The organism is Terriglobales bacterium (genome assembly GCA_035457425.1).
Classification (GTDB): Bacteria; Acidobacteriota; Terriglobia; order Terriglobales; family Acidobacteriaceae; genus JACPNR01.
Map to the genome: position 1 here is coordinate 18,660 of DATIBR010000117.1, position 14,819 is coordinate 33,478.

The 14,819-nt window shown below is 66.5% G+C and carries 14 protein-coding genes; 3 read left to right on the forward strand and 11 right to left on the reverse strand.

Annotation, left to right across the window (positions count from 1 at the left end; genetic code table 11):
- Positions 1–22 precede the first annotated feature (22 nt).
- On the reverse strand, positions 23–1,141 hold the full coding sequence (locus tag VLA96_08705; GenBank protein ID HSE49270.1) for a type IV pilus twitching motility protein PilT: 1,119 nt from the start codon (positions 1,139–1,141) through the stop codon (positions 23–25).
- Between the two features lie 18 nt (positions 1,142–1,159).
- Positions 1,160–2,875: a type IV-A pilus assembly ATPase PilB gene (pilB, locus tag VLA96_08710; protein HSE49271.1), complete on the reverse strand. Its 1,716-nt coding sequence runs from the start codon at positions 2,873–2,875 to the stop codon at positions 1,160–1,162.
- A 296-nt stretch (positions 2,876–3,171) separates the two neighbouring features.
- Between pilB and VLA96_08715 the strand changes: the two genes are divergently transcribed.
- Complete coding sequence (locus VLA96_08715) at positions 3,172–3,918, forward strand: hypothetical protein (protein HSE49272.1); 747 nt, start codon at positions 3,172–3,174, stop codon at positions 3,916–3,918.
- Here the strand turns inward: VLA96_08715 and VLA96_08720 are convergent.
- The 4 genes from VLA96_08720 to VLA96_08735 all read right to left on the reverse strand — a co-directional run bounded on the left by VLA96_08720 (position 3,915) and on the right by VLA96_08735 (position 5,636).
- Positions 3,915–4,397, reverse strand: coding sequence for a YetF domain-containing protein (locus VLA96_08720; GenBank protein ID HSE49273.1), 483 nt, complete (start codon positions 4,395–4,397; stop codon positions 3,915–3,917). The genes VLA96_08715 and VLA96_08720 overlap by 4 nt on opposite strands.
- Before the next feature lie 4 nt (positions 4,398–4,401).
- Positions 4,402–4,914, reverse strand: a complete 513-nt coding sequence (locus tag VLA96_08725; GenBank protein HSE49274.1) for a hypothetical protein — start codon at positions 4,912–4,914, stop codon at positions 4,402–4,404.
- Between the two features lie 107 nt (positions 4,915–5,021).
- Positions 5,022–5,318, reverse strand: coding sequence for an LPXTG cell wall anchor domain-containing protein (locus VLA96_08730; GenBank protein HSE49275.1), 297 nt, complete (start codon positions 5,316–5,318; stop codon positions 5,022–5,024).
- A 96-nt stretch (positions 5,319–5,414) separates the two neighbouring features.
- Positions 5,415–5,636, reverse strand: coding sequence for a hypothetical protein (locus VLA96_08735; GenBank protein HSE49276.1), 222 nt, complete (start codon positions 5,634–5,636; stop codon positions 5,415–5,417).
- Between the two features lie 146 nt (positions 5,637–5,782).
- Here VLA96_08735 and VLA96_08740 point away from each other — a divergent pair, with 146 nt between their 5' ends.
- Entirely contained in the window at positions 5,783–8,050 is a 2,268-nt protein-coding gene (locus VLA96_08740) for an ATP-binding protein (GenBank protein HSE49277.1), read from the forward strand.
- The gene (locus VLA96_08745; GenBank protein HSE49278.1) at positions 8,028–9,380 is read left to right on the forward strand and encodes a sigma-54 dependent transcriptional regulator; all 1,353 of its coding nucleotides are present in this window, start codon (positions 8,028–8,030) and stop codon (positions 9,378–9,380) included. The genes VLA96_08740 and VLA96_08745 overlap by 23 nt, the downstream gene beginning before the upstream one ends.
- A 154-nt stretch (positions 9,381–9,534) precedes the next feature.
- On the opposite strand, the gene era is transcribed toward VLA96_08745, so the two are convergent.
- The 5 genes from era to VLA96_08770 form a co-directional block, all read right to left on the reverse strand.
- On the reverse strand, positions 9,535–10,461 hold the full coding sequence (gene era / locus VLA96_08750; protein HSE49279.1) for a GTPase Era: 927 nt from the start codon (positions 10,459–10,461) through the stop codon (positions 9,535–9,537).
- 2 nt (positions 10,462–10,463) lie between these two features.
- Complete coding sequence (locus tag VLA96_08755; GenBank protein ID HSE49280.1) at positions 10,464–11,783, reverse strand: hemolysin family protein; 1,320 nt, start codon at positions 11,781–11,783, stop codon at positions 10,464–10,466.
- Positions 11,780–12,217 (reverse strand): rRNA maturation RNase YbeY, encoded by a 438-nt coding sequence (gene ybeY / locus VLA96_08760; GenBank protein ID HSE49281.1) that lies wholly within the window; start codon positions 12,215–12,217, stop codon positions 11,780–11,782. Before ybeY ends, VLA96_08755 begins: the two co-directional genes overlap by 4 nt.
- A gap of 83 nt (positions 12,218–12,300) precedes the next feature.
- Entirely contained in the window at positions 12,301–13,368 is a 1,068-nt protein-coding gene (locus VLA96_08765) for a PhoH family protein (GenBank protein HSE49282.1), read from the reverse strand.
- A gap of 293 nt (positions 13,369–13,661) precedes the next feature.
- Positions 13,662–14,819 (reverse strand): AAA family ATPase (locus tag VLA96_08770; protein ID HSE49283.1); only part of this gene is annotated, 1,158 nt, incomplete at its 5' end.

Genomic DNA, 14,819 nt, shown 5'->3' on the forward strand with positions numbered 1-14,819 from the left:
GCGTTTCCCGTTGAACCTGCTGCTATCTCTTGGCTGCGGCCGCGCTGCCCGGCGCCGGACGTGCGACGCCGCCGGAGCGGTTGATGATCTCCTGCAATTCGTCGGGGTTCGACGAGCGGAGCAGCGCCGTGTCCAGCGTGATCTGCTTCGTCAGGTAGAGCGTGGCAAGCGACTGGTTGAAGGTCTGCATGCCGAACTTCTCCTGGCCCGACTGCATGGCGGAGTAGATCTGGTGGATCTTGTCCTCGCGGATCAGGTTGCGGATGGCGGCGTTGGGCACCAGGATCTCCATCGCCATGGCGCGCCCCTGCCCTCCGATCTTCGGCAGCAGCGCCTGGCACAGGATGCCTTCCAGCACGAGCGAGAGCTGCGCGCGGATCTGCGACTGCTGGTGCGAGGGGAAGACGTCGATCACGCGGTTGATGGTCGACGACGCCGAATTCGTGTGCAAGGTGCCGAAAGTGAGGTGGCCGGTCTCGGCGATGCGCAGCGCCGCCTCGATGGTCTCCAGGTCGCGCATCTCGCCGATCAGCACCACGTCCGGGTCTTCGCGCAGCGCGGCGCGCAGCGACTCCGTGAACCCCTTGGTGTCGGAGTGCACTTCGCGCTGGTTCACCAGGCAGTTCTTGTGCTGGTGGACGAACTCGATCGGGTCCTCGATGGTGATCATGTGCTCGTGCCGCTCGCTGTTGATCTTGTCGAGCATGGCGGCGAGCGTGGTGGATTTGCCGGAACCAGTCGGGCCGGTCACCAGGATCAGGCCGCGCGGCCGGTCGCACAGCTTCGCCACGACGGGCGGCAGCGCGAGCTGCTGGAACGACTTGATCTCGAACGGGATCACGCGGAAGACCGCCGCCGTCGCGCCCCGCTGGTTGAAACAGTTGCCGCGGAAGCGCGCCAGCCCTTTCAGGCCGAAGGAGAAGTCGAGCTCCAGGTTCTCCTCGAAGCGGTGCTTCTGCGCGTCGGTGAGCACGCTGTAGGCCAGCGACTTGGTGTCGGCCGGCGTCAGCGGCGGCATGTCGAGCGGCGTCAGGTGGCCGTGCACGCGCACCTGCGGCGGCGAGTTGGTGGTGATGTGCAGGTCGCTGCCGCCCATCTCGAGCATCTTCTTGAGCAGGTCGCTGAGCGTTGCTGTAGCCATTCCGCTTCTTCCCCTTTATTAGTGGACGGTCTCGCGCGCGATCTCTTCCAGCGTGGTCACGCCCGCCATCGCCTTGATCAGGCCGCTGCGGCGGAGCGTGATCATGCCACGCTCGATCGCTTTCTTCTTGAGTTCGACCGCCGAGGCGCCCACCAGGATGAGCTCGCGCAGCTCGTCGTCGATCTCCATCACTTCGTACAGGCCGGCGCGTCCCTTGTAGCCGCTGTTGTTGCAGATGCCGCAGCCTTTGCCCTTGTAGATCTTCGCCGTCTTGGCTTCGTCCGGCGTGAAGCCGTTCTCGATCATGGTCTGCGGCGGCAGCTGCACCTCTTCCTTGCACTCGCTGCAGATGCGCCGCACCAGGCGCTGCGCCACGATGAGGTGCACCGAGGTCGCGACCAGGAAGGGCTCGATGCCCATGTTCATCAGCCGGCTGATGGTCTCGGGCGCGCCGTTGGTGTGCAGCGTGGAGAGCACCAGGTGGCCCGTGAGCGCGGCCTTGATGGCGATCTCGGCCGTCTCGAAGTCGCGGATCTCGCCCACCAGGATGATGTTCGGGTCCTGCCGCAGGAAGGAGCGCAGCGCGGCCGCGAAGTTCAGCCCGATCGACTCCTTCATCTGCACCTGGTTGACGCCCGAGAGCTGGAACTCGACCGGGTCTTCCGCCGTCATGATGTTGGTGTCCGGCTGGTTGAGCCGCGAGATGGCGGAGTACAGCGTGTTGGTCTTGCCGGAACCCGTCGGCCCGGTGACCAGCACCATGCCGTACGGCTTCAAGATCGCCTTGGTGAACTTCTCCAGCGACTCGGCCTCGAAGCCCAGCTTGGTCATGTCGAGGCGCAGGTTCTCCTTGTCGAGCAGCCGCATCACGATCTTCTCGCCCCACAGCGTGGGCAGCGTGGAGACGCGGTAGTCGAGCTGCTTCTTCTTGCCGCCGATCTGCATCTTGAGCATGATGCGGCCGTCTTGCGGCAGGCGCTTCTCCGAGATGTCGAGCTTCGCCATGATCTTGATGCGCGAGGTGATGGCGTCTTTCAGCTTCGACGGCGGGTTCATGATGGTGTGCAGCATGCCGTCGACGCGGAACCGCACGCGGTATTCCTTCTCGTAGGGCTCCACGTGGATGTCGCTGGCGCCGCGCTTCACCGCGTCGGTCAGGATCAGGTTCACCAGCTTCACGATGGGCGCTTCGTCGGCCGCTTTCTCCAGCTCGTTCAGCCCCATCTCGGTGGGGTCTTCGGTGAGCTCGACGTCGGCCTCGCCCATCTCCGCCACCGAGGCCATGACCTTCTCCATGTCCTCTTCTTGCGACGAGCCGTAGGCCTTCTCGATGTGCTCCATGATCGCCGTCTCGCTGGCGACCACCGGCTCGATGTTGAAGCCGGTCATGAACTTGATGTCGTCCATCGCGAACACGTTCGTCGGATCCACCATCGCGATGGTCAGCGACGCGCCCACGCGCGACAGCGGCAGGATCTGGTAGCGCTTCGCCGTCTCCTGCGGGATCAGCTTCACCACCGAGGGGTCGATCTCGAAGAACGAAAGATTGATCGCGGGCACGCCGTACTGGCGTGATAGGAAGTTGGTGACGTCCTCGTCGGAGAGGAAGCCGAGCTTCACCAGCGCGGAGCCCAGGCGCGTGCCCGTCTCCTTCTGGGACTTGAGCGCCTGCTCCAGTTGCTCGGGGCTGATGACCTTTTCTTTGACCAGCAGATCGCCAAGACGCTGCGACATACTTCCTTTATCCGATCAAAACTGGATTCGACTGCGCCCCCGAAAGACGCGGGGCCCTGAAGCAAACTGGGGGAAAAGATGTGCGCGCATCGTATGTCGCGTTGACACAAATTGTCAATTCAGAACTGTTGCTGAATTGGTAACAAATCAAGGCCCTAGAGCGCCTAAGAGAAGGCCGAAGAACCGCCGGCCATCTCCTCCCAAGCAGCACCCCGAACTGCCGTGTGAGTCGTCACTTGCGACGTCCAGCAGGCCGCGGGTTTCGGCCGGTGGGGCCGAACGGGTAAGGTAGTGGCATGGGACGAGCGGCGGCCAAGGCGAACCGCAAGCGCGCGGTCCGCGACTACTACTCCGCCCTGCTCGGGCGCTGGGGAGCGCAGCACTGGTGGCCGGCGCAGTCGCGCTTCGAGGTCATCGTGGGCGCGTTCCTCACGCAGAACACGGCATGGACCAACGTGGAGAAAGCGCTGCGCCGGCTGCGGCAGGCGCGCAAGCTCTCGCTCCCCGGCGTGCGCGCGACACCGGAGCCGGAGCTGGCTGAGCTCATTCGCTCTTCGGGCTACTACCGCCAGAAAGCGCATCGGCTAAAGCACTTCGTCGCGTGGCTCGACGCCGAGTATGGCGGCTCGCTCGACCGCATGTTCGCGCAGCCGACCGAGAAACTGCGCGCCGAACTGCTCGCGCTCCACGGCGTCGGGCCCGAGACCGCGGACTCCATCCTGCTCTACGCCGGCAATCATCCGGTGTTCGTGGTGGACGCGTACACGCGCCGCATCTTCGAGCGCCACAAGCTCGTCGCGAAGAAAGCCAAATACGACGAGCTGCGGCTTCTGGTCGAGAGCTCCCTGGCAGAGTTCGAGGGCGGCTGCGCGCGCGGCGCCGACCCCATGCATCCGCCTTCGCGCATGAGCCGCGCCGCCCGCGGCGAGCTCGCGCAGCACTTCAACGAGTTCCACGGTCTGACCGTCCGCACAGCCAAGGACTACTGCGCCACGCGGCCCAACTGCGCGGGGTGCCCGCTGGAGAAATACCTGCCGCGCTAGGCGGCGCGCCGGCGCTCGCCGTCCGCCGCCGCCGGCTGCTCCCAGGGGATGATGGAGATATCGCCCGAGCGTTCCAGCACGGCGTACTTGATCTGCTTCATCCCTTCCAGGCCCTGTAGCTCGCGCGCCGCCTCCAGGATGTCCCCTTCGTCCACGCGCACCTTCTCCAGCCGCTCCTTCAGCACTTCCCCCTGCCGGACGAGGATGAGCGGCAGCCCGTTGACCACGCGGTCCACCTTGGCGAACCTCTGCTTGAAGAGCGAGATGAGGATGTCGATGCCGGTGAGTGTGGTGATCAGGATGACGGCGCTGACGACCGAGTAGTCGTTGGCCGTGATGCCCTGCTGGGCACTCTCGCTGATGATGAGCAGCAACACGAAGTCGAACACCGTGATCTGAGCCAGCGTGCGGTTCCCGGTGATGCGGAACAGCAGCAGCAGCACGAAGTAGATGGCGGCGGCGCGAAGGACGGTATCCATAGGCTTAGGGGTAGATGAACTGCCAGTATTCGAGCTCCGCGCCGCCTTCCAGCCCCGCGCGCGCACGCCGCAATCCCACCTGCTGGGGCTGCAGCTCGAAGGTGACGCGCAGGTCCTGGCCCTCGGCAGCGGCGAACGTGTAAAGCAGCTTGCCGTCGCGCAGCTCGGCGCGCTCCGGCTCCGGAGTCACGTGCTCCAGGCCGAGCTGCTCGATGTAGTCCTGCTGCACCCAGACGCGCAACTTGCCGTCCGCCAGCGGCGCCGGAGAAAAATGAAAGGTGATCTCCGCCGGAGCCTGGCGACGCGCGAAACGCTCGTACTCGACCTCCATGCGGGCATCGGGCGTGGCGGCTTGGCTGCGGCTCAACGGGCCGGAGCCGAACAACCCGAGAAATGCCAGCAGCACGAAGAGCGCCAGCGCGATCCAGCCGGCGCGCTCGAAGCGCCACTGCCGGCGGTGGAAGCGCAGGTTGTCGGCCTCCCGCAGCCCCGGGTCGAGCTTGTTCTTCTCAGGCACGTCAGGATGGATGCGCCGCAAAATAGGCAAGTTGGCGCGCCGCGCGAGCGGCAAGGAGCGACAAGAAAGGGCAGCCCGGAGGCTGCCCGCTTGCACCGGAGGTACGGTTATTTCCGTTTGCGCGCCACCACGCCCGCGACCAGCGAGCCGACGCCGAGCAGCCCGATCAGCGGCAGCGGCGAAGCCGTCTGCGGCAGCGTCTCACCGGTGCCCTGGTTGGCGTTCTGGTCCGCGGCGCCCTGGGTGTCGGTCGTCGTGGCCGGCTGGTCCGGATTGGCAGGCTGCTGCTGGTCAGCGGCCGGCTGCTGCGCCGCAGAGTCCGGCGGCGGCGTGGTTTGGTCCTGGGCGATGCCGGTTCCAACAAGTAGCGCCAGCAGTAATGTCAGGAAAGCAAGTTTCCGCATGCGTTTTGCTCCTTACTGGTTTTTGCGTCTCAGTCGGTTAGAGGAGGGCGGGGGCGGAGGGTTTGCCCTCCCGAAAGCGCTTTCCAGGGTCTCTGCTCAGGCGGCGCTCGGATGCGACGGCACCACGGCGACGACCCCGTCTTCGTCTTTCGTCAAGGTGAATTGCTGCGCGCAGCCGGCGCAGAGCCAGTAGTGCTCCACGTTGTGCCCGGTTGGGCTCACGCCTTTCACTCCCCGACGTTCCACCTGAAAGAGCTTTCCCTCGTTCAGGTAGCGGAAGCGGGCGTCGCAAGACGGATTGGCGCATTTGGCCACCATCACCGACTCGTCACTGGAGACAAATCGTGAGATGCCGCTAGAGACCCCGCGGTGGTGCAGGCTGCAGGGCGACATTCCGCGACTATAATGAACGGCAACCTCCGGCCCATCAGTGTGTTGCGACGTGCTCGCCGGAGCAGCTCCCAGTGGCTTCGAAGCCCCACAATGCGGGTACGCCGGAGCGGCGGCGGACGGGCGTGGTCATCGCGCTCGCCGTCGTGGTGCTGGTGCTGTTCGTCGCGCTCGGCTCGCAGACCGCCTTCAACCTCAGCCCCATCCTGCGCCCCGAGACCTCGGAGCAGACGCTGCTGTTCACCGCGCTCTCCGCGCTCATCTTCCTGGTCTTCGTCGCGCTCACCTTCGTGCTCGCGCGCAACCTGCTCAAGCTCTACGCCGAGCGCAGCGCCGGCGTGCTGGGCTCGAAGTTCCGCACCCGCATGGTCGTGGGCGCGCTGCTGCTCTCGTTCCTGCCTGTCATCTTCCTCTTCCAGTTCGCCTACCTCTTGATGAACCGCTCCATCGAGAAGTGGTTCTCCGGTCCGGTGGAGGAACTGCGCGAGGAATCCGGGCGCGTGGCGACCATGATGGCGCGCTACGCCGCCGAGAGCGCCGGCGCCGAGGCAGAATCCATCGCGCAGGACCCCGACGTGCTGCGGGCCTTCGCCACCGGCAACTTCTCGCCCGTGCTGGCGGAGTTCCAGCGGCACAAATCCACGCTGCGCGGCGGCTTCGCCGTCGCCACCGTCGACGACGACAGCGTCGCCAGCCTCGGCCTGCCCGAACCCTGGGGCGTGCTGCGCTCCAAGCTGCCCGCCGCCGCCGAGGCGCATGGCAAGCAGCTGCCTTCCTTCCTGCTGGGCGAAAAGGAATACGTGCTCGGCAGCGCCGGGGTCGGCGGCAGCAACGGCAAGATCATCGTGGCGGTGCCGCTGCCGGCGCAGTTCTCCTCGACCCTGCGCGAGATCGAGCAGACGCAGAAGCGCTACTTCGAGCTTGCCCAGCAGCGCAAGCAGGTCCGCCGGACTTACATGGGCTTTCTCCTGCTGCTGACCGTGCTGGTGCTGTTCGCCGCCACCTGGCTGGCGCTCTTCCTGTCGAAGCTGGTGACACGCCCCGTGGCCGCGCTCGCCGAGGCCACCGATCAGATCTCCAAGGGCCGCCTCGATTACCGGGTGGAAGTGCGCGCCACCGACGAGCTGGGCGACCTCATCCACTCATTCAACCGCATGGCGGGCGAGCTGGAGGGCAGCCGCAAGCAGATCGAGGCCTCCACGCGCGAGCTGGAAGACGCCAACGTCGAGCTCGAGCAGCGCCGCCGCCAGATCGAGACCATCCTGGAAAGCATCCCGACCGGCGTGCTCTCGCTCAACGACGGCCGGCGCGTCACGCGCACCAACCACGTCTTCCTGCGCATGTTCGGCGTCGAGCAGGTGGCGACCGGCTCCGTGCTGCGCGACGTCTTCGCGCCCGAGGTCGTGCAGGACATCGAGCACATGCTGCGCAAGGCCGACCGCATGGGAACCTCCAGCAGCCAGATGGAGATCAACACGCCGCGCGGCCGGCTGAACGTCGCGCTCACCGTCGCCTCGCTCCAGCATGAGGGCCAGCGGCTGGGCTACGTGCTCGTCTTCGAAGACTTGTCGGACCTGCTGAAGGCGCAGAAGCAGGCGGCGTGGCGCGAGGTGGCGCGGCGCGTGGCGCACGAGATCAAGAACCCGCTCACGCCCATCGCGCTCTCGGCGGAGCGCATCCGGCGGCACCTCGAGCGCGGCGGCGTGCCCGACGAAGAGTCCATCGCGGTCATCCACGGATGTGCCGAGACCATTGCCGGCGCCATCGAGACCGTGCGCACCCTGGTCGACGAGTTCTCCACGCTCGCGCGCTTCCCTGCCTCGCAGCCCGAGCCCGCCGACATCAACTCCGTCATCGAGGGCGCGCTGGCGATGTTCAACGGCCGGCTCGACAACATCGCGGTGCACACCGAGCTCGCGCGCTCGCTGCCCAAAGTCATGGCCGACCCCGAAGCCATCAAGCGCGCGGTCGCCAACCTGGTGGACAACGCTGCCGAAGCCATGCAGGACTCGCTCGTCCGCGAAGTCCACATCTCGACTGCGCTGCTCAGCTCCAAGGATGCCGTCGAGATCGTGGTCGCCGACACCGGCCACGGCGTCACCCGCGAGCTCAAGGAGAAACTCTTCCTGCCCTACTTCTCCACCAAGAAGCGCGGTACCGGGCTCGGCCTCGCCATCGTGAGCCGCATCGTGGAAGACCACCACGGCTCCATCCGGGTAGAAGAGAACGTCCCGGTGGGAGCGCGCTTCATCGTGGAGCTGCCGGTGGCGAGCGAGGCCGAGCGGCGGCAGCCTCCCGCGGATACACTCAAGACCCAACATGCACAACATCCTGATCGTTGACGACGAGGCGGCCATCCGGCAGTCGCTGCGCGGCGTGCTGGAGGACGAGGGCTACAAGGTCGCGACCGCCGAGAGCGGCGAGGCGTGTCTCGACGCGCTCGCGCACCGACCCTTCGACGTCGTGCTGCTCGACATCTGGCTCCCCGGCATCGACGGCCTCGAAGCGCTGGGCAGGATCCGCGAGCTCGACGACGCCCCCGAGGTCATCATGATCTCCGGCCACGGCACCATCGAGACCGCCGTGAAGGCCACCAAGCTCGGCGCCTACGACTTCCTCGAAAAGCCCCTGCAGCTCGAGAAGACCATCAACCTGGTGAAGCACGCCGCGGAAGCGAAGCGCCTGCGCTCGGAGAACCGCGACCTCAAGCGCCAGGTGCAGTCGAAGAGCGTCATCGTGGGCGACAGCGTCCCGATGAAGGCGCTGCGCCAGCAGATCGCGGTGATGGCGCCGACCAACGGCCGCGTCCTTATTTATGGCGAGTCCGGCACCGGCAAGGAACTGGTCGCGCTCGCCATCCACGCGCAGAGCCTGCGCAAGGAAGCGATGTTCGTCGAGGTCAACTGCGCCGCCATCCCCGAAGACCTGATCGAGAGCGAGCTGTTCGGGCATCGCAAGGGCTCGTTCCCGGGCGCGACCGGCGATAAGGAAGGCAAGTTCCAGAAAGCCGACGGCGGCACGCTCTTCCTCGACGAAGTCGGCGACATGAGCCTGAAGACGCAGTCCAAGGTGCTGCGCACGCTCGACGAGCAGCGCTTCACGCCCGTCGGCGGCGACGAGCCCATGGCGGTCGACGTCCGCGTCATCGCGTCCACGAACAAGGACCTGGAAGAAGAGATCTCGCGCGGCAACTTCCGCGAGGACCTGTTTTACCGACTGAACGTCATCCCCTTCTTCGTGCCGTCGCTGCGCGAGCGCAAAGAAGACATCCCGCAACTCGCGCGCTACTTCCTGAAGGACTTCGCGCAGGCCTACGGCCGCCGCTCGCGCGAGATCACCGACGACGCCATCGACGCCCTCATGCGCTACGCCTGGCCCGGCAACGTGCGCGAGCTGCGCAACGTCATCGAGCGCATCGTCATCATGAACCCCACCATCACGCGCTTCGACCGCAAGCACCTGCCGCCGCTGGTCTATCGCGACGGCTCCAAGCGCTCGGGCTCGGAGTTCTCCACGCTGCACCAGGCGCGCGCGGCCTACGAGCGCGACTACATCCTGAAGAAGCTGGATGAGAATCACGGCAACGTGAGCCGCACGGCCGAGGTCCTCGGCCTCGAGCGCTCGCATCTTTACCGCAAGATGAAGACGCTCGGCATCGCCGTCAAGGAGTAGCCGCTTGATCCGCAGGCCAACACTCTATTCGGCCGCGCATTGCCGTCGAACATCCACGCCCCAGGCCCGAAGGGCCGAACGCCAATAGCCCAGCCCGGAAGGGCTGGGTGAAGATCAAGAAATGTTTAGAGAACCCGATTTAGCGGGCGGCACATCAGTCTTCGCGTGACGACAGGTCTTCCAGCTGCCTTCTCCAGTCCAGTTCCTCGACGAACCCTCTCGACTGTCGCCAATCCGGCTGGACCTTCACGAACAGCTCCAGGAACACTCTCACACCCAGCAGGCGCTCGATCTCGTGGCGCGCCGCGGTGCCGATCTTCTTGATCATCTCCCCGCCGCGTCCCACGATGATCTTCTTCTGCCCCTCGCGCTCGATGTAGATGACCGCCGCGATGCGCGTCAGCTTGCCTTTCTCTTCCCACTGCTCCACCCGGACGGCGGCAGCGTACGGCACTTCCTCCGCGGTGTGCGTCAGGACTTTTTCTCGGATGATCTCCGACACCATGAACCGCTCCGGCTGGTCGGTGAGCTGGTCCTTGGGGAAGAGCGGCTGCGCCTCCGGCAGCGCGTTCGCGATCTTCGCGATGAGCACGTCGAGCCCGCTGCGCGTCTTGGCCGAGATCGGGATGATCTCCGTGAACGGGTGACGCTCCTTCCACTCGGCGATGAGCGGCAACAGCTTCTCCTTGTGGACGAGGTCGACCTTGTTCAGCAGCAGCACCACCGGCCCGCCCGCCCGCTTCACGGCGTTGAGCGTGAACTCGTCGCCGGTGCCGAACTTCTGCGTGGCGTCCACGATGAGCAGCGTGAGGTCGCGCGACGCCAGCGCGTCGTAGACCTCCTGCATCATGCGGCGGTTGAGCTGCGAGTCGGGCTTGTGGACGCCCGGGGTGTCGACCAGCACGATCTGCGCGGCGGGAATGCCCTTGCGCGCCTTCAGGTTCACGATGCCGAGGATGCGGTTGCGCGTGGTCTGCGGCTTGCGCGTGACGATGGCGAGCTTCTCGCCCACCAGCGCGTTCAGCAGCGTGGACTTGCCGGCGTTGGGCCGCCCGATGATGGAGACGAATCCGGCGCGCATGTCTACACGCGCTTCGCCGTGCGCTGGTCTCTCGTCTTCGCCTTGGGCGCCGGCGCCGCCTCGCGCGCGGCTTCGCTCCCCCGCCCGCGCGTCACCCGCACCCGCTCGACGCGCCGGTCGGTGGATTCCAGCACCTCGAAGCGCAGGCCCTCGTGCTCGACCACCGCGCCCGGCTCCGGGATGCGTCCCATCAGCTCGCTCACGAAGCCGCCCACCGTCGAGGCGTCGCGCGGCTCCAACCGCATGCCGAACAGCTGCGGGATGCGGTCGATGTCCATGTTGCCCGGCACCAGGTACGAGTTCGGGTTCTCGTTCACGATGTCGGCCTTCGCTTCGTGCTCGTCGCGGATCTCGCCGACGATCTCCTCCACCAGGTCCTCGATCGTCACCACGCCGGCCAGCGACCCGTACTCGTCGATCACGATGGCCATGTGGATGTTCTCGCGCTGCATCTCGCGCAACAGCAGCGAGACGCGCTTGGTCTCCGGCACGAAGTGCGCCGGCCGCATCATCTCGCCCACCGTGCGCACCTTGGCGTCGATGTCGGGCATCTGGAGCGCGTCGTGCACGAACACGATGCCCTTGATGTGGTCGAGCGTGTCTTCGTACACCGGCACGCGCGAGTACGGCTTGGTGCGCTGCAGCTCGATGAAGCCCTCGACGGTCATCGTCGCGGGGATCGCGACGACCTCGGGACGCGGCGTCATCACCTCGCGCACATTCTTCTCGCTGAACTCGACCACCGAGTGGATGAGGTCGCGGTCCGCTTCCTCGAGGATGCCTTCCTCCTGCCCGGCCTCGATGAGCGCGTCCACCGCTTCCGAGGGATGCTCCGGTTCCTGCGGCTCCTTCGGCTCCGCCAGTGCCGCCACCTGCAGCGCGAACCCGAGGATCACCGTGATCGGGAATACCAGCCAGATCAGCAGCCGCAGCAGGATGGTGAACGGGCCGAGCCATTCGCCCTTCGTCCGCGTGAACAGCACGAACGGCAGCAGGCGGTTGAAGATGATGATGGCGAACACCACGATCACGCCCGCGCGCACGAACTCCCCGGCGCTCCACGCGGCGTCGTAGAACACGTAGTAGGCGGTGACCATCGAGATGCCGGCAGTGGCGAGCTGCGCCAGCACCGACATGGAGAGCGACGCGCGGTTGCGGCTCACGCCCAGCCGCGTTTCCACGGTCTTTTCGAAACACTCGATGTTCTCCTGGAACTCGCGTGCCAGGAACTTTCCCATCTCGCCGTAGATGCGCTCCACGTAGGAGACCAGCGTGAGCAGCGCGAGCAGCACCAACATCGCGGGAAGCAGCGCCCAGATCATCGCCGGCTCCGTTTCCGCGGGCGCTCCGCGCGCGCGATGAGCGTGACCGGCAGCCCGAGCCGGCGGCGCAGGCGGTCTTCCTCGCGCCGCATCTCGCCCTGGTCGCGCTCGTGGTCATAGCCGGCCAGGTGCAGCAGCCCGTGCAGGATGAGGACCTTCAACTCTTCGCCCGCCGAGTGGCCCAGCCGCCGCGCGTTCGCCTGCGCGATCGCGCTCGAGATGGCGAGGTCATCCGGCAATCCCGGGCCGGGGGCGCGGAACGAGAGCACGTCGGTCGGCTTGTCCTTCCCGCGAAAGCGTTTGTTCAGCCGCCGCAGGTCGTCGTTCGTGGTGAGCAGGATGTCCACCGGGCCGCGCACGCCGGCGGCGCGACGCGCGCGCGCCGCGAAGCGCTCGAGCTCGGCCCGGGTCACGCCCTCGATGGGTTTTCTCATCACGATCATGTGGCCGTAGATTGCAGCCCCAAAACGAACGGGAGGGCTATCGGGCTGCCCTCCCGGAATGATTGTACAGAGCCTCAGTCTGCGATGCGATCTTCAGCCTGCGTCTCCACTTCCTCCGGGACGGGTTCCGGCTTGGCCGAGCTGGCGCCGCCGCCGTTCTCGGTCTTCGCGCCCAGCGAAAGCTGCATCTGCGCCTCGCGGATCGCCTTGGCCTCGTCGTACGCCCGGATGATGCGCTGCACCAGGTGGTGCCGCACCACGTCGCCTTCGTCGAAGTAGCAGAACGAGAGCCCGTCCACGCCGTGCAGGATGTCGATGGCCTCGAGCAGCCCCGAGCGCTTGGCGCCCGGCAGGTCGATCTGCGTGATGTCGCCGGTGATCACCGCCTTGGCGTTGAACCCCAGGCGCGTGACGAACATCTTCATCTGTTCCGAGGTGGTGTTCTGCGCCTCGTCCAGGATGACGAACGAATCGTTCAGCGTGCGCCCGCGCATGAACGCGATGGGCGCGATCTCGATGATGTTCTTCTCCAGGAAACGGTCGACCTTTTCCGCGTCGAGCAGGTCGTAGAGCGCGTCGTACAGCGGCCGCAGGTACGGGTCGACCTTCTCCTGCAGCGTGCCCGGCAGGAAGCCGAGCCGCTCGCCCGCTTCCACCGCCGGCCGCGCCAGGATGATGCGGTTCACCTGCTTGTTCACCAGCGCCGAGACCGCCATCGCCACCGCCAGGTACGTCTTCCCGGTCCCCGCCGGCCCGATGCCGAAGACCATGTCGGTCTTCTCGATGGCCTCGATGTAGCGCCGCTGGTTGATGCTCTTCGGCTGCACCGGCCGCTTGCCGAACGAGCGCTGCTTGCCGGCTTCCGCCAGCGAGCGCAGCGAGACGCTCGGGTCGCGCGTCACCACGCGCAGCATGTCGCCCAGGTCGCCGTTGGTGAACTTGTGTCCCGCGCGCTGCAGTTGCTCGTAGTCCACGAACACCTGCTCGGCGCGCCCCACGTTCTCGGCGTGCCCCTTGATCTCGATGGAATCGGCTTTCAGGTCGATCTGGACCCCGAGCCCGTCTTCCAGGATGCGCAGGTTCTCATCGCGCGTGCCGAACAGTCCTTCGATGTTGCGGCCGATCTCGATGTTCTTCTTCATCAGTCCGAGGGGTTCCCTCCGCCGCGCGCGCCTGGGATACACACACCAAGGCCGCGGCTGCTGCGTGCATGGATTGGGTTGGAAGCCTTGCGGGCGGGTTGGACGCGCGACGCGCGAACGACCATCGCGGCCAGAGTACCCCGCTTATCGGTGACAGTCAATCGGGTAACCGCCGAAGTGCCCACTTCCGTCTTAGATGGCTGCCGTCTATGAAAGGAGCGCCTCCGAAGATCGTGTGAACGCGGGCGATCTCGCCCGCGCGCCGGCGGCCGAGTCGGCCGCCTCCACGTGGATCATTTCCGCGCCGCGGCCGCATCCGGCAGCGACGCCGGCACCGCCCGTTCCTTCGCCCATCTCCGCAGCGCCGCGATGTCCTCCGCGCGCGTGGTCGAGAGCGGCACCGTCTCCCTCAGCGCCGCCGCGATCGCGGCCGTCGAGAGCGGCTGCTTGTCGCCGAAGCTGGCGTAGAGCGCGCTCTGGATCGCGGCCTCGATCTCCGCGCCCGAGTACCCCTCGGCCGCCACCACCAGCTTGTCCAGCTCGAACTGCTTGGGGTCGCGCTTCCGCTTGGCGAGATGCAGCGTGAAGATGGCACGGCGCTCGGCCGCGTTCGGCAGGTCGACGAAGAAGATCTCGTCGAAGCGCCCTTTGCGGATCAGCTCCGGCGGCAGAACCAGCACGTTGTTCGAGGTCGCCGCCACGAACACCGGCGTCTTGCGCTCCTGCATCCAGGAGAGGAACGCGCCCAGCAGCCGCGCCGAGACGCCCGCGTCCGACGCGGCCGAATCCGGTCCCGACCCGGCAAACACTTTTTCCAGCTCGTCGATCCACAACACCACCGGCGCCAGCTGCTCGGCGACGGCGAACACCTTGCGCACCCGCTTCTCCGTCTCGCCGATGTACTTGTCGTAGATGGCGGCGGTGTCGAGCCGCACCAGCGGCAGCTTCCACGCGCCCGCGATCGAGCGCGCCGCCAGCGACTTGCCGCACCCCTGCACTCCCATGATGACCACGCCGCGCGGCGGCTCCAGCCCGAAATTGCTTGCCTCCGGGTCGTAGGCGCCCTTGCGCCGCTCCAGCCACTTCTTCAGGTTCTCCAACCCGCCGACCGCCGACATGTCCTGCACGCCGTCGACGAACTCCAGCATCCCGCTCCGCCGCAGCGTCTCCTTCTTCGCCGCAACGACGTCGGTCACGACCTCGGGGCACAGGGCATAGCGCGCCACGATGGCCTGCGCCACCGCGCGGTCCGCTTCTTCCTCCGTCAGCCCCGTCAGGTTTCCTGCAAGCGCGTCCAGGCCCGTCGCATCGAGCGTGCGCTTCAGCGTGCGCGTCTTCGCCAGCCGCGTGAACGCTGCCTCCACGATCTCGCGCAGCCGCTTGCGGTCCGGCAGCGGCAGGTCCACGTACTCCACCTGCTTCTCCAGCTCGGCCGGCAGCTTGAACGCGGG

Excerpts from the sequence above, each read along its gene's own strand:
- VLA96_08735 (HSE49276.1), bottom strand. The coding sequence starts at position 5,636 with ATGGTGGCCAAATGCGCCAATCCGTCTTGCGACGCCCGCTTCCGCTAC.
- era (HSE49279.1), bottom strand. The coding sequence starts at position 10,461 with ATGCGCGCCGGATTCGTCTCCATCATCGGGCGGCCCAACGCCGGCAAG.
- VLA96_08705 (HSE49270.1), bottom strand. The coding sequence starts at position 1,141 with ATGGCTACAGCAACGCTCAGCGACCTGCTCAAGAAGATGCTCGAGATG.
- pilB (HSE49271.1), bottom strand. The coding sequence starts at position 2,875 with ATGTCGCAGCGTCTTGGCGATCTGCTGGTCAAAGAAAAGGTCATCAGC.
- VLA96_08715 (HSE49272.1), top strand. The coding sequence starts at position 3,172 with ATGGGACGAGCGGCGGCCAAGGCGAACCGCAAGCGCGCGGTCCGCGAC.
- ybeY (HSE49281.1), bottom strand. The coding sequence starts at position 12,217 with ATGAGAAAACCCATCGAGGGCGTGACCCGGGCCGAGCTCGAGCGCTTC.
- VLA96_08730 (HSE49275.1), bottom strand. The coding sequence starts at position 5,318 with ATGCGGAAACTTGCTTTCCTGACATTACTGCTGGCGCTACTTGTTGGA.
- VLA96_08755 (HSE49280.1), bottom strand. The coding sequence starts at position 11,783 with ATGATCTGGGCGCTGCTTCCCGCGATGTTGGTGCTGCTCGCGCTGCTC.
- VLA96_08720 (HSE49273.1), bottom strand. The coding sequence starts at position 4,397 with ATGGATACCGTCCTTCGCGCCGCCGCCATCTACTTCGTGCTGCTGCTG.
- VLA96_08765 (HSE49282.1), bottom strand. The coding sequence starts at position 13,368 with ATGAAGAAGAACATCGAGATCGGCCGCAACATCGAAGGACTGTTCGGC.
- VLA96_08745 (HSE49278.1), top strand. The coding sequence starts at position 8,028 with ATGCACAACATCCTGATCGTTGACGACGAGGCGGCCATCCGGCAGTCG.